Annotated in this window: 8 protein-coding genes; 6 read left to right on the top strand and 2 right to left on the bottom strand. The window is 70.5% G+C overall.

From position 1 onward, the window contains the following. Window positions 1-55: 55 nt before the first annotated feature. On the bottom strand, window positions 56-2,812 hold the full coding sequence (gene glnE, locus AC07Z7_RS14450; RefSeq protein ID WP_494766651.1) for a bifunctional [glutamate--ammonia ligase]-adenylyl-L-tyrosine phosphorylase/[glutamate--ammonia-ligase] adenylyltransferase: 2,757 nt from the start codon (window positions 2,810-2,812) through the stop codon (window positions 56-58). 98 nt (window positions 2,813-2,910) lie between these two features. Here glnE and AC07Z7_RS14445 point away from each other — a divergent pair, with 98 nt between their 5' ends. The 4 genes from AC07Z7_RS14445 (at window position 2,911) to AC07Z7_RS14430 (ending at window position 10,754) form a co-directional block, all read left to right on the top strand. Next, entirely contained in the window at window positions 2,911-7,077 is a 4,167-nt protein-coding gene (locus AC07Z7_RS14445) for a YhdP family protein (protein WP_494766650.1), read from the top strand. Further along, window positions 7,074-7,892 (top strand): carbon-nitrogen hydrolase family protein, encoded by an 819-nt coding sequence (locus AC07Z7_RS14440; protein WP_494766649.1) that lies wholly within the window; start codon window positions 7,074-7,076, stop codon window positions 7,890-7,892. Before AC07Z7_RS14445 ends, AC07Z7_RS14440 begins: the two co-directional genes overlap by 4 nt. Beyond that, entirely contained in the window at window positions 7,889-9,967 is a 2,079-nt protein-coding gene (locus AC07Z7_RS14435) for a two-component system sensor histidine kinase NtrB (RefSeq protein WP_494766648.1), read from the top strand. The genes AC07Z7_RS14440 and AC07Z7_RS14435 overlap by 4 nt, the downstream gene beginning before the upstream one ends. A gap of 157 nt (window positions 9,968-10,124) precedes the next feature. Further along, window positions 10,125-10,754: a response regulator transcription factor gene (locus AC07Z7_RS14430; RefSeq protein WP_094289469.1), complete on the top strand. Its 630-nt coding sequence runs from the start codon at window positions 10,125-10,127 to the stop codon at window positions 10,752-10,754. An 86-nt stretch (window positions 10,755-10,840) separates the two neighbouring features. Here the strand turns inward: AC07Z7_RS14430 and AC07Z7_RS14425 are convergent, their stop codons facing one another. Further along, complete coding sequence (locus AC07Z7_RS14425) at window positions 10,841-10,969, bottom strand: hypothetical protein (protein ID WP_420807449.1); 129 nt, start codon at window positions 10,967-10,969, stop codon at window positions 10,841-10,843. Here AC07Z7_RS14425 and mltA point away from each other — a divergent pair. Next, complete coding sequence (gene mltA / locus AC07Z7_RS14420) at window positions 10,968-12,125, top strand: murein transglycosylase A (protein ID WP_494766647.1); 1,158 nt, start codon at window positions 10,968-10,970, stop codon at window positions 12,123-12,125. The two genes, AC07Z7_RS14425 and mltA, sit on opposite strands and share 2 nt — an antisense overlap. A 63-nt stretch (window positions 12,126-12,188) precedes the next feature. Beyond that, window positions 12,189-13,836: DUF2868 domain-containing protein (locus tag AC07Z7_RS14415; protein WP_494766646.1), on the top strand; the 1,648-nt coding region annotated here is incomplete at its 3' end.

Raw genomic sequence — 13,836 nt, 5'->3', positions numbered from 1 at the left:
ATGAAGCGGTGCCGCACCAAGATGCAACCATTTGTCACCGTCGCCCCCGAAGGCCCTACGCCTCCGCGCCAAACACCGCCCGCCATAGCGCCAGCACCGCATCGCGCTCGGCCTGCAAGGCGGGAGGGGTCACCTGGGTCGGGGCTTCGTCCAGACGCGCCACGTGCTGCACGCGGCGCAGCTCGCGGTAGGCATCGGCGGCCGCCACGCCCACACCGGAGGGCAGCAGGCCCACCTGCTCGGCGCGCTGCAGCAGCGCAATGTTGCCCAGGTTGCCGCGCAGCTCGGGGTGCGCCGCTGACTGCGACAGCACCAGGTACTGCACGGCGAATTCGGCATCCACCATGCCGCCTGGGCTGTGCTTCACATCGAAGCGCCCGGCGGGCGTGGGGTGGGCCGAGCGCACCCGCTCGCGCATGGTCACGATCTCGTCTTTCAACGCCAGCGGGTCGCGGGCGGAGGTGATCACGGCCTCGCGCACGGCGTCGAAGCGCTCGCGCAAGGCCTCGCTGCCCATCACAAACCGCGCACGTGTCATGGCCTGGTGTTCCCAGGTCCAGGCGGTGTTGCTGCCACGCTGCTGCTGGTAGTTGGCATAGGCCTCGAAGCTGGTCACCAGCAGGCCGGAGTTGCCGTTGGGCCGCAGTGCGGTGTCGATCTCGTACAGGTCGCCTTCGCCGGTCTTGACGGTGAGCCAGTTGATGAGCTTGCGCACAAAGGCCGCATAGACCTCGGGCGCGCGGTCATCATCGTCGTCGAACACAAACACGATGTCGAGGTCGCTGCCATAGCCCAGCTCCTTGCCGCCCAGCTTGCCATAGCCAATGATGGCGAACTGGGGTTCGTCGCGGTGGCGGTTCTTGAGGCGGCTCCAGCACCACTGGCTGGTGATGCGCAGCACGCTGTCGGCCAGGGCGCTGAGGTCGTCGGCCACCTGTTCGACGGTGATGCGGCGTTCCACATCGCGCGCCAGGGTGCGGAAGGTTTCGGCGTGCTGCGCGCGGCGCAGCAGGTTGAGCAGGGTTTCGTCGTCGTCCTCGCCGGTGGACCGCAGCGAGGCCAGGCGCATGCCCAGCTCGCGCTCGAAGTCGGCCACCACAAAACGCTCGGACAGCAGGTGGTCACCCACCAGTTCGTCGATCACGCCCGGGTGTTGCAGCAAATAGCGCGCGGGCCATTTGGCGGCGCCCAGCAGGTGCAACAGCTGTTCGTGCACCGAGGGGCGCTCCAGCAGCAACGCCAGGTAGCTCTCGCGGCGCAGCAGGGGCTCCAGCCAGTTGGCCAGGCGCACAGCGGCCTCTTCGGTCACGCGGCCTTCTTTCAGCCACTGCGCGGTGCGCTGCACCAGGCGGAACAGCCGCGCGCGCGCCTCGTCGCGCAAACCCTCCACGCGCGGGTGGCTGCGCCATTCGGCCACGCGTTCGCGGAAGCCACCGGGCAGTTGCTCCAGCAGGGCCTCCAGCTCGGGCGGTGGGGGCGCGGCGGCGCGGGGGCCACCACAGCCGCCACCGTTGCACTGTTTTTTGCCCGCCCCACCCAGCAGGGTGTCGAACTCTTGCGCCACCAGCTCGCGGTGGGCGTCCAGCTCATGCAAGAACGCGCAGCAGTCCTTGAAGCCCAGGGTCTGGGCGATCCAGGCCAGGTCGTCGTCGCGGGTGGGCAGCACATGGGTCTGCTGATCGTCCAGGTACTGGATGCGGTGCTCCACCCGGCGCAAAAACACATAGGCCTGGGCCAGCGCGTCGGCCGTTGCCTGCGGCATGAGGCCTGCGTGGGCGAGCCGCTGCAGGGCGTCGAGCGTGGGGCGGCGGCGCAGCTCGGGGAACTGCCCGCCACGCACCACCTGCAGCAGCTGCACGGTGAACTCGATCTCGCGGATGCCGCCGCGCGAGAGCTTCACGTCGTTGGCGCGCTCGGGGTGCCCGGCGCTGCGTTTGGACGCATGGTCGCGGATCTGGCTGTGCAGGGAGCGCAGCGCATCGAACACGCTGTAGTCCAGGTAGCGGCGGAACACAAAGGGCAGCACCACCCCGCGCAGCGCCTGCACCTCGGGGCGGCCAATGCAGTCGCGCGGGGCCACCACCCGGCTCTTGAGCCAGGCAAACCGCTCCCACTCCCGACCCTGGATCTGCAGGTATTCCTCCAGCGCGGCCAGCGAGACCGAGGCCGGGCCCGAATTGCCGTTGGGCCGCAGCGCCAGGTCCACACGGAACACAAACCCGTGCTCGGTCGTGTCGCCCACCAGGCTGTAGATGGCCTTGACGGCGCGCGCAAAGTATTCGTGGTTGGAGATGCGGCCCCGGCCACCCTCCACGCCCGCCGTTTCGCCGTCGTGCTCGTACACGTAGATCAGATCGATGTCGCTGGACACGTTCAGCTCGCGGGCGCCCAGCTTGCCCATGCCGATGATCCAGAGCTGCACGGGCTGGCCCTGCGGCCCGCAGGGCGCGCCATGGCGTTCGTCGAGTTCGCGGCGCGCCTGGGCGCAGGCGCGGTCCAGGGCCAGCTCGGCCAGTTCGGTCACGGCACGGGTGATGTCGGCCAGCGGGGCCTGTGCCTCGCAATCGAGCCGGATGAGCCGTTCCATGACCAGCTGGCGCAACATGCGCAGGGCGGTGCCGGTGTCGCAGCCCCGGGCGCACAGCGCATCGTAGGCCTGCTCCATGGTGGCCAACACCGGAAAACCGGGCGGCAGCAAAGTCAGGTCGTTCGCGTAGCGGCGGTGCAGGCGCTGGTAGAAGCGCGAGTGTTCAGCCAGCGGCCCCTCGGGGAAGGGCTGGTTGCAGCGGGGGTCAGAGGACGGTGCGGTCATGGTGGACAAGGCGCGGGAAGCCCGAGGCTGCGTACTGAGTTTGTAGTGAACCCACGCGAGGCACGCGGGTCATAATTCCTGCCACATTCAATCCCACCATGATCGATCCCACCACGCACCCCTCACGCCTGCTCAAAATCGTGGCAGGTTTTGCGCGGTGGTCACTGGGGTTGCTGCTGGCCTTCTGGCTGCTGCTGGCCATCGCGTGGGGGGCCCTTCATGGCTGGATTGTGCCGCGAATCGGGGACTTCCGCCCACAGCTGGAGGCGCATGCCGCACGGGCTCTGGGGGTTCCCGTCCAGATCGGCGCCATCGCGGCCCGCACCGAGGGGCTGGTGCCGTCGATTGAACTGACAGATGTGGCGCTGCTGGACGCATCGGGCCGCGCCGCCCTGCAACTGCCCCGGGTGGTGGTGGCGCTGTCGCCCCGCTCGCTGCTCAAGGGCGGGTTCGAGCAGCTCTATGTGCAGGGGCCCGAGCTGGACGTGCGCCGCGCCACCGACGGCCGCATCTACGTGGCGGGGCTGGAGTTTGCCCAGAACCAGGGAGACAACAACGACGCGGCCGACTGGCTTTTTTCGCAGGGCGAAGTGTTCATCCAGGACGGCACCGTGCGCTGGACCGACGAGCAGCGCGGCGCCCCCGCGCTGGCGCTGGAGAAGGTCAACCTGGTGCTGCGCAACGGCAACTGGCACCACCACATGCGCCTGGATGCCACCCCGCCGCCGGCCTGGGGCGACCGCTTCACGGTGGTGGGCCTGTTCCGCGCGCCGCTGCTGCGCGCTGGCGACGGCAACTGGAAACACTGGAACGGCCAGGTTTTTGCCGATTTCGCACGGGTCGATGTCTCGCAACTGCGCCACCACGCCGACCTGGGCATTCAAGTAGCACAGGGCCGAGGCGCGCTGCGTGCCTGGGCCGATGTACGGGGCGGGCAGATTGTGGGTGGCACCGCCGACCTGGCGCTGGCCGATGTGAACACCACCCTCAGCCCCGACCTGCAGGCGCTGGTGCTGCCCTCCGTCCAGGGGCGCCTGGGAGGGCGGCGGCTGAGCGGCGGGTTCGAGTTCTCCACCCAGGGCCTGCAGTTCCAGACCGACGACGGCCTGACCTGGCCCGGCGGCAACCTGCGACTCATTCACACGGCGGCCACGGGCAAGGCCCCGGAGCAGGGCGAGTTCCGTGCCGACCGCCTGGACCTGGCCGCGCTGGCACAGATCGCCAGCCGCCTGCCCCTGGGGCCCACGGCGCACGATGCCGTGCGCACCTACACCCCCGAGGGCCTGGTCGATGAAATCCAGGCCACCTGGAAGGGCCCGCTCGATGCTCTGCAGCAGTACCAGGTCAAGGGCCGCATCCGGGGCCTGGCCCTGGCCGGAGCCCCCACAGGGACGGCACCCACCCACCTGGGCCTGCGCGGCGCCACGGTGGACATCGACATGACCCAGGCGGGCGGTAAGGCCGCGCTCACGATGGCCTCGGGGGCGCTGGTGCTGCCGGGCGTGTTCGAAGACCCGCTGCTGCCGCTGGACCGGCTCAGCGCCGACCTGCGCTGGCAGATCGAAGGCAGCCGCATCGCCGTGCAGGCCAACGACGTGCAGTTTGCCAACGCCGATGCGCAGGGCGAGGCCCGCGCCACCTGGCACACCAGCGATGCCAGCAAGGCGCCCCACAAATCGCGCTTCCCCGGGGTGCTGGACCTCACCGGCACGCTCAACCGTGCCGACGGCACGCGCGTGCACCGCTACCTGCCTCTGTCCATCCCTGCCGAGTCGCGCCACTATGTGCGCGATGCGGTGGTGGCAGGCAGCGCCAGCAACGTGCAGTTCCGCGTCAAGGGCGATCTGCACGACCTGCCCTTCAACGACCCCAAGCTGGGCGAATTCCGCATCGCCGCGCGGGTCAAGGATGTGACCTACGCCTATGTGCCCTCTTCGCTCCAGCCAGCGGGCACCCTGCCCTGGCCCGCGCTCACGGAACTGGGCGGCGAGCTGATCTTTGAGCGCTCCTCGATGATGGTGCGCGGCGCCAGCGGCAGCTTTGCGGGCAGCAAGGGCCTGCGGCTGTCCAAGGTGGACGCCAAGATCCCCGACCTGGAACACACCGTGGTGGCCGTGAACGCCGACGCGCGTGGCCCGCTGGCCGAGCTGCTCGCGCTCATGACCACCTCGCCCCTGGGGGGCATGACCGGCCACGCGCTCGACCAGGCCAGCGGTACCGGCAATGCCGACTTCCAGCTGCGCTTCGCCCTGCCCATCAGCGACATCAACAAATCCAAGGTGCAGGGTACCGTCACGCTGGCGGGCAACGAGCTGCGCATCACCCCCGACACGCCCGCGCTGAGCCGGGTGCGGGGTGCCGTGCAGTTCAGCGAAACCGGGTTCTCGCTGACCAACGTGCAGGCCCAGGCGCTGGGCGGCAACGTGCGGCTGGAAGGCGGCATGCGGGCGCTGGCGCCCAATGCGCCCGCCACCGAATCGGCCGTGCAGCTGCGCGCCCAGGGCACGGCCACCGCCGAAGGCCTGCAGCAGACGCCGCAGCTGGGCACGCTGGCGCAGCTGGCGCGCCGCGCCACCGGCAGCACGCCCTACACCCTGGCCCTGGCGTTCCGCCGGGGTGTGCCCGAACTGCAGGTAAGCACCACGCTGCAGGGCCTGGCGCTGGCGCTGCCGCCGCCGCTGGGCAAACCCGCCGACAGCATCCTGCCCCTGCGCTTCGAGACCCAGGTGGCGCGCGAATCCCTCACCGGCCTGGCCGCCAACGGCAATGGCAATGGCAACAACGCGCCCCCACTGCGCGACCAGATCACCCTGGACCTGGGCGCCCTGGGCTCGGCCACCTACCTGCGTGACCTGAGCGGCCCCCAGCCCCGCGTGCTGCGCGGCGCCATTGGTCTGGGGCTGAGCGGCGGTGAATCTGCGCCAGTGCCTGTGCAGGGCGTGGCCGCCAACATCAGCCAGGGCAAGGTGGATGTGGACGCCTGGGAGGACGTGTTGACGCAGGCCACCACGGCCGAGCCGCCCGCCCGCACGGCCCCAGCCGCTAGCGCCACGCCCGGCCCCTCCGGCCCGGCCATGGCGCAGGACTACCTGCCCACCACCCTGGCACTGCGCGCGCGCGAGCTGACGCTGCAGGGCCGCACCCTGCACAACGTGGTGGCGGGGGCCCTGCGCGACGGTACGACCTGGCGCGCCAACCTGGACGCCACCGAACTCAATGGCTATCTGGAGTACCGCCAGCCGGGCAGCGCCGACCATCCGAACGGGCGCCTGTTTGCACGGCTCTCGCGCGTGAACATGCCACAAAGCGACGTGACCCAGGTCGAGGCGCTGCTGGACGAACAGCCCGGCACCTTGCCCGCGCTCGACATCGTGGTGGACGACTTCGAGCTGCGCGGCAAACGCCTGGGCCGGGTCGAGATGGAGGCCCAGAACCGGGGCGGCGAGGGCGCCCAGCGCGAGTGGCGCCTCGCCAAGTTCAACATCACCGCACCCGAAGCCAGCCTCACGGCCAACGGCAACTGGGCCGTGCTCAATGCGGCAGGGGCCACCCCGCGCGCGGCAGAGCGGCGCACGGTGCTGAACTTCAAGCTTGATATCCGCGACTCGGGCGACCTGCTGGGCCGCATGGGCATGGCCAATGTGGTGCGGCGCGGCAAGGGCCGCATGGAGGGGCAGGTGGCCTGGATCGGCGCGCCTTTCAGCCCCGACTACCGCAGCATGACCGGGCAGATCAACCTCAACATCGAGTCCGGCCAGTTCCTCAAGGCCGACCCGGGCCTGGCCAAGCTGCTGGGCGTGCTGAGCCTGCAGTCGCTGCCACGCCGCCTCACGCTCGACTTCCGCGACGTGTTCAGCGAAGGTTTTGCGTTCGACTTCGTGCGCGGCGACCTGCGCATCGAGCAGGGCGTAGCCACCACCAACAACCTGCAGATGAAGGGCGTGAACGCCGCCGTGCTGATGGAAGGCCACGCCAACATCGACCAGGAAACCCAGGACCTGCGCGTGGTGGTGGTGCCCGAGATCAATGCCATGACGGCCTCGCTGGTGGCCACGGCCATCAACCCTGTGATCGGGCTGGGCAGCTTCCTGGCCCAGGTGTTCCTGCGCGGCCCGCTCATCGAGGCCGCCACGCAGGAGTTCCGCGTGGACGGCACCTGGGCCGACCCGCGCGTGGTGCGCGTGGCGCGCCGGGGCCGCGAAGCCAACCCCACCACCGACGCCCCGCCCCGCAGCAGCCCCCCCAAGACCGGAGAGCCCTCATGAAAGTAGCCGCCATCCAGATGGTGTCCGGCACCCTGCGCGACGACAACCTGCGCGCGGCGCGTGCACTGCTGGAAGAAGCCGCGCAGGGCGGCGCCGAGCTGGCAGTGCTGCCCGAATACTTCTGCGTGATGGGCCACAAGGACACCGACAAGCTCGCGCTGCGCGAGGCCAACGGTGACGGGGTGATCCAGCGCTTTCTGGCCGACACGGCGCGTGCGCTGCAGATGTGGATCGTGGGCGGCACCCTGCCGCTGCAGACCACCGCCCCGGATCGCGTGCGCAACACCACGCTGGTCTTCAACCCCACCGGCGCCTGCGTGGCGCGCTACGACAAGATCCACCTGTTCCACTTCAACAACGGGCGCGAGCTGTACGACGAAGGCCGCGTGATCGAGGCGGGCAACACCCCGGTGCAGTTTGACCTGCAGGCACGCAACGGCCAGCGCTGGCGCGTGGGCCTGTCGGTGTGCTACGACCTGCGCTTTCCCGAGCTGTACCGCGCCCATGCCCGCGCGGGGGCCGACCTGCTGCTGGTGCCCAGCGCCTTCACGCACACCACGGGGCAGGCCCACTGGGAGGTGCTGCTGCGCGCCCGCGCCATCGAAAACCTGGCCTATGTGCTGGCCCCCGCCCAGGGCGGCGTGCACGAGAACGGACGCCACACCTGGGGCCACAGCATGCTGGTGGACCCCTGGGGCACCGTGCTGGCGCAGCAGGACCAGGGCCCCGGCACCGTGGCCGGCGTGCTCGACGCCGAGCGGCTGCGCGCTGTGCGCGCCCAGCTGCCCGCGCTCACGCACCGCGTGCTGCCGTGACCGACCCGCGCGCCCCACGTCCCCCCCGCACCCTGCTGCAGCGCTGGCGCGGCGCCTGGCGCCGCTGGTCGCTGTGGACGGCGCTGGTGCTGCTCGTGGTGTCGATGCTGGCCACCATGGTGTGGCTGGCAGGGCGCTACGAGGCCAGCCAGGTGCAGACGCGCCTGGAGCGCGACGCGGCCGATGCGGTGTCCGACATCCGCACCGCCCTCACGCACAACCTGCAGAGCCTGCAGGCCCTGCCCGCCGATGCGCCGGGGCAGCTTGCCTGGGAGGTCGAAGCCTCGGAGCTGCTGCGCATCCGCCGCGAACTGGTGCGCATCGAGTGGCGCGACGCCCACCTGAAGCTGCGCACCCATGTGCAATCCCCCTACCGCCCCGTGGCCTGGGACATGCGGCTGCGCGACAGCAGCCAGTCCGACCTGACCATCGCCTGCACCAACGCCCGGCGCCTGGGCAGCCCCGCCTATTCCACCAGCTACTTCCAGCCGCACGGTGACGGCCTGGGCTCCGAGATGATGGAGCTGTGCGTGCCCCTGACCGCTGGCGGGCGCACCACCGGCTTCCTGGTGGCCACCTACGGGCTGCAGGACATCCTGCTGAACCTGGTGGCGCACAACCTCACGCGCAGCCAGGAGGCCTCGTTCACCGAACCCGACGGCACACGCCTGGCCGTGATGGGCGCGGCCCGCCGGGGCTCGCGCATGTTCACCGCCCAGCACCTGCTGGACCTGCCCGGCGCCACCCTGGTGCTGCGCATGGACGGCTGGCACACCGCGCCCAGCGTGTTCCCCAACGTGCTCACGGCACTGGTCACGGCCATGTCGATTGCGCTGGTGACGGTGATGGTGGTGCTGGTGCGCGACAACCGCCGCCGCCTGCGCGCCGAACGTGACCTGGCCGACGCGCTGGCGTTTCGCAAGGCCATGGAGGACTCGCTCGTCACCGGCCTGCGCGCACGCGACCTGCAGGGCCGCATCACCTATGTGAACCCGGCCTTTTGCGAGATGGTGGGCTTCAGCCCGCAGGAACTGCTGGGCCTGAGCATGTCGGCGCCGTACTGGCCGCCCGAACGCGTGGAGGAGTACCAGCAGCGCCAGGCCATCCGTTTTGCGGGCTATATGCCGCCGCGCGAGGGCTTCGAGTCTGAATTTATGCGCAAGGACGGCACGCGCTTCCCGGTGCTCATCATCGAGGCGCCGCTGATCAACGCCCAGGGCCAGCACACCGGCTGGATGAGCGCCTTCCTGGACATCAGCGAGCAGCGCCGCGTCGAGGAACTCTCGCGCGCCTCACAGGAGCGGCTGCAGGCCACGGCCCGGCTGGCCACAGTGGGCGAGATGGCATCGCTGCTCAGCCACGAACTGAACCAGCCGCTGGCCGCCATCTCCAGCTACGCCAACGGCTCGCTGAACCTGCTGGAGCAGCAGGCCACGCCCGCCCTGGCATCTGCGTCTGCCTCCTCGGGGACCGCCGCCGCGCCCACCCCCGATGCGCTCGATGACGTGCGCATGGCCATGCGGCAGATTGCGCGCCAGGCCGAACGCGCGGGCCGCGTGATCAAGAGCGTGCACGACTTTGTGCGCCGCCGCGACCAGGCGCGCGAGGCGGTGCACGCGCAGCAGCTGCTCGACGCCATCCTGCCGCTGGTGAGCCTGCAGGCGCGCAAGCTGGGCGTGCGCGTGCACACCACCGTGGAGCCCGGCCTGCCCCCCACGCTGTGCGACCGCACCATGGTCGAGCAGGTGCTGCTGAACCTGGCGCGCAACGCCATGCAGGCCATGGACGACCCGGCCGTGCGCACCCGCGTGCTCGACATCCGGGTGCGGCACGCGGCCTCCAGCAAATCCAGCGGCTGGATCGAATTCACTGTGACCGACCAGGGCACCGGTATCCCGCCCGAGGTGGCCGCCAAGCTCTTCACCCCCTTCTTCACCACCCGCCCCGAGGGCATGGGCCTGGGCCTGAGCATGTGCCGCACGGTGATCGAACAGCACGGCGGTTTTCTCGGGTTCGCACCGAATGAGCCCCGTGGTACGGTGTTCACCTTCACGTTACCAGCGGCAACCCCCTGAGCGACTGCATCGCGTCCCCCTTCTCTCGCGCTGTGCGCGGGAAAAGGAGACGCCGCCAGCGCGGCTGGGCGGCCCTTGCGCGGCGGCCCCCGCCCAGGCCGCGCCAGTTCCCACGACCGCGCGTAACCGACAATTCAGTAGACAACCGAGTTGAACTATGGAGCCCATTACCAACGCCACCGTGTACATCGTGGACGACGATGCCAGCGTGCGCGAAGCCCTGGCCTGGCTGCTGCGCTCGCGCAGGCTGCCCAGCGAGTCCTACGACAGCGCCGAAGCCTTTGACGCCATGCTGCAAAGCCGCCCGGCCCAGCGCCAGCCCTGCTGCCTGTTGCTGGACGTACGCATGCCCGGCATGAGTGGGCTGGCGCTGTTCGACCTGCTGGCCGCGCGCGGCGACCTGGCCACCATGCCGGTGATTTTTCTCACCGGCCATGCCGACGTGCCCACTGCGGTGGACACCGTCAAGCGCGGCGCGTTCGACTTCTGCGAAAAGCCCTTCTCCGACAACGCGCTGGTGGACCGCATCGAGCAGGCGCTGGCCCAGTCCACCGAACGCCTCAACCAGTTGCGTGCGCGCAGTGGTCTGCAGGTGCGCCTGGGCGAGCTGACCGACCGCGAACGCGATGTGATGGACCTGGTGGTGGCGGGCCTGCCCAACAAGCTGATCGCCGACCAGCTCGACATCAGCGTGCGCACGGTGGAGGTGCACCGCTCGCGCGTGTTCGACAAGATGCAGGTGAAGTCGGCCGTGGAGCTGGCCAACCTGCTGCGGGGGGCGGGCTGACCGTCATCGGCCCTGGACTGCGGGCTCAGAGCTTTTCAGGCCGTTTGCGCCCATCCAATGGCGCTTTGTAGCTATAAATAAATGAGTTACTTGGGTGGCTGATCGGCATCGTCGCTTGGCAGCTCACCCTTCTTGCGGCCCGAAAACATGGTCCACCAGACGATGGCCACCAGCAGCACCAGCGCCAGCAGCGCTTCAAGCAAAATCAGCCCCATGACCTTGAACCCCCTGCGCCTTGTTGTGACGGCGCTGATTGTAGGAACGCTGGCCGCCTGCTCCACGCCGCCCGCCCCAAGCCCCTCCCGCCCCGGGGCCATCCCGCCCCCGCCGCCCGCCAGCTCCGTGGTGCTGCCCGGCGACACCGGCCCACTGCCGCCGCCGCTGGCACAGCCCAAAAGCCGCTGGGTGCCCGTGCGCTGGGCCGAGCTGCCCGGTTTTGGCGAGGACGCCTTGCACGAGGCCTGGAACGCCTGGATCAAGAGCTGCGAGCGGCCCGTGCCGCCCTTCACCGCGCTGTGCAGCGACGTGCGCCAGCTGAGCATTGCCACCGCCGACGAGCAACGCGCCTGGCTCGTCGCGCGCCTGCAGCCCTACCGCGTCGAGGCCACCGACGGCAATGCCGAGGGCCTGCTCACCGCCTATTACGAACCCATGATGGACGCCGCGCGCCAACCCGGCAACGGCTTCACCGTGCCTGTTTACCGCCTGCCCGCCGGTTTTGGTGCACGCAAGCCCTGGTACACGCGCCAGCAGATCGAGACCCTGCCCGAGGCCCAGGCCGCACTCGCGGGCCGCGCCATCGCCTGGCTGCGCGACCCGGTGGAATCCATGGTGCTGCACATCCAGGGCTCGGGCCGCCTGCGCATCACCGAGGCCGATGGCAGCACCACCACCGTGCGCGTGGCCTACGCGGGCACCAACGACCAGCCCTACCAGAGCATCGGCCGCTGGCTGCTGGACCAGGGCTACACCCGCGACGCCACCTGGCCCGGCATCCGCGCCTGGCTGGCGGCCAACCCCCAGCGCACCAACGAGCTGATGTGGACCAACCCGCGCTACGTGTTCTTCAAAGAGGAACCCTTGGTGGGCATGGATGCCAGCTTTGGCCCCAAGGGCGCACAGGGCGTGCCGCTCACCCCCGGCCGCTCCATCGCGGTGGACCGCCAGAGCATCCCCTATGGCACGCCGGTGTGGCTGGCCTCCAGCGGCCCGCAGGTGCAGCTCAGCCGCATGGTGCTGGCGCAGGACACGGGCAGCGCCATCCTGGGCGCGGTGCGGGCCGACTACTTCACCGGCTGGGGCCCCGAGGCGGGCGACATTGCCGGGCGCCTCAAGCAGAACCTGCGGCTGTGGGCGCTGTGGCCAAAGTAAGGTTCAAAATGCCCTTCTGCGCTCGTCCACCATGCGTTGATAGCTATTGAATCAGGAGCATTCATGCGCGTGACCGAGCCCCAGCTTCGCACCCTGCTGCTGGCCCAGGCCATCGAGCAGGCCGACACCCGGCACACCCTGGTCAGCGCGGTGGAGCTGCAGGACGCCACGCGCAGCGCCGTGGCTGCTGCCCGGGCGCGCGGGCTGCCCCGCGTGGGGGTGGCCGAGGTGATGCTGGAACGCGCCACCACCATCGCCGACCACGCCAGCGGCCGCGACAGCACCGTGGCCGCGCTGCACGCCCAACACATCCAGCGGCCCGGCACAGGCGGGCTGGGGCCCTGGGTGGCGCGTGGTCTGCCGCTGGCAGCGCTGCTGCTGGGCCTGGCCATCGACCGCATCAGCAACGCGCACCGGGTGGACCTGCTCTCGCCCCCGCTGCTCACCGTGCTGGCCTGGAACCTCGCCGTCTACCTGCTGATCGCCTGGCGCGCCATGCGCCCGCCCCAGGCGCACGGCGCATGGCTGCAGCAGGCGCTGCGCCCCCTCCACCATCCCTTCGGCCGTGCCGAGCGGGGGCGCGGGCTGGCCGCGCGCATTGCGGCCGACTTTCACCAGCGCTGGTGGGCCCATGCGGCCGGCCTGCTGCAGCAGCGTGCCGCGCGGGTGCTGCACCTGTGCGCCGCCGCCTGGGGCGCGGGCATTGCGCTGTCGCTGCTGCTGCGCGGGCTGGTGGTGCGCTACCAGTTTGGCTGGGAGAGCACCTTTCTCGACGCCACGCAGGTGCACGCCATCGTCTCGGTGCTGTTTGCGCCGCTGACCCTGCTGCTGGGCCTGGCGCCCTTCACGCTGCAGGAGATCGCGGCCACGCAGAACTTTGCGGGCGAAAGTGGCGTAGCGGGTGCGGGCGGTGCAGCAGGCAGCCGCTGGGTCGGCATGTACGTGGGCCTGCTGCTGGCCGTGGTGCTGCCGCGCCTGGCCCTGGCCGCCGGGGCACGCTGGCGCGAACACCGGTGGCAGGGCCACATCGACCCGCAAGGCCCCGCCTTCGACACGCTGCGCGCCAGCCTGCCGGGCGACCTGGTGATCGGCCTGCACGGCCCGCAGGCACAAGCCCAGGTGCTGCTGGGCGCCAGCCTGCAGACCCCGGAAGGCGACCACCTGCGGTTCACCGACCACACGGGCCAGCCCGTGGACGCCGTGCTGGCCTGGGCCACCGACCCCATCCCGCCCGCCTGGCAGGCCGCCCCCCACGTGGCGCTGCGCTGGGAAGACTTTGGCGCCAGCTGGGTGCAGGAGCCCACGCTGTTCGACAGGCTCAGCCCTGCCTTGCCCGCCCAGCACAATGCCCTGGCCCGCCTGCGCGCCGCCTGGGTGGAACGCAATGAACTGCGTTTTGGCCAGGCCCTGCAGGCGCTGGCGCAGCACCTGCGCGCCTGCGCCGCACTCACCCGCCTGCCGCCAGATGCCGCCGCTGCGCAGTACGCAGACCAGGTGCGCGCGCTGGACGCCACGCTGCGCGCCCTGCATGGCGAGCCCGCCGCGCCTGCCATGCCGTCGGCGCAGTTGGCCCCACCGCTGCCCGCGCCGCGCCGCATCGACGGCACAGCCCTGGCCCTGGGCACCTCAGCCGGGGCCGCAGCGGGCGCTGCCGCCGGGGCCAAGGCGGGCGCACTGATCGACCTGGGCACGGGCGGCCTGACCCTGGGCG

It is taken from the genome of Acidovorax sp. GW101-11A03 (assembly GCF_059424825.1).
The sequence above is the reverse complement of the archived record's forward strand: the minus strand, read 5'-3'. Positions and strand labels throughout refer to the sequence as shown.

Bases quoted from the DNA above. Each gene is read 5' to 3' on its own strand.
- mltA (WP_494766647.1), top strand. From the start codon at position 10,968: ATGACCTTGAACCCCCTGCGCCTTGTTGTGACGGCGCTGATTGTAGGA.
- AC07Z7_RS14430 (WP_094289469.1), top strand. From the start codon at position 10,125: ATGGAGCCCATTACCAACGCCACCGTGTACATCGTGGACGACGATGCC.
- AC07Z7_RS14445 (WP_494766650.1), top strand. From the start codon at position 2,911: ATGATCGATCCCACCACGCACCCCTCACGCCTGCTCAAAATCGTGGCA.
- AC07Z7_RS14425 (WP_420807449.1), bottom strand. From the start codon at position 10,969: ATGGGGCTGATTTTGCTTGAAGCGCTGCTGGCGCTGGTGCTGCTGGTG.
- AC07Z7_RS14440 (WP_494766649.1), top strand. From the start codon at position 7,074: ATGAAAGTAGCCGCCATCCAGATGGTGTCCGGCACCCTGCGCGACGAC.
- glnE (WP_494766651.1), bottom strand. From the start codon at position 2,812: ATGACCGCACCGTCCTCTGACCCCCGCTGCAACCAGCCCTTCCCCGAG.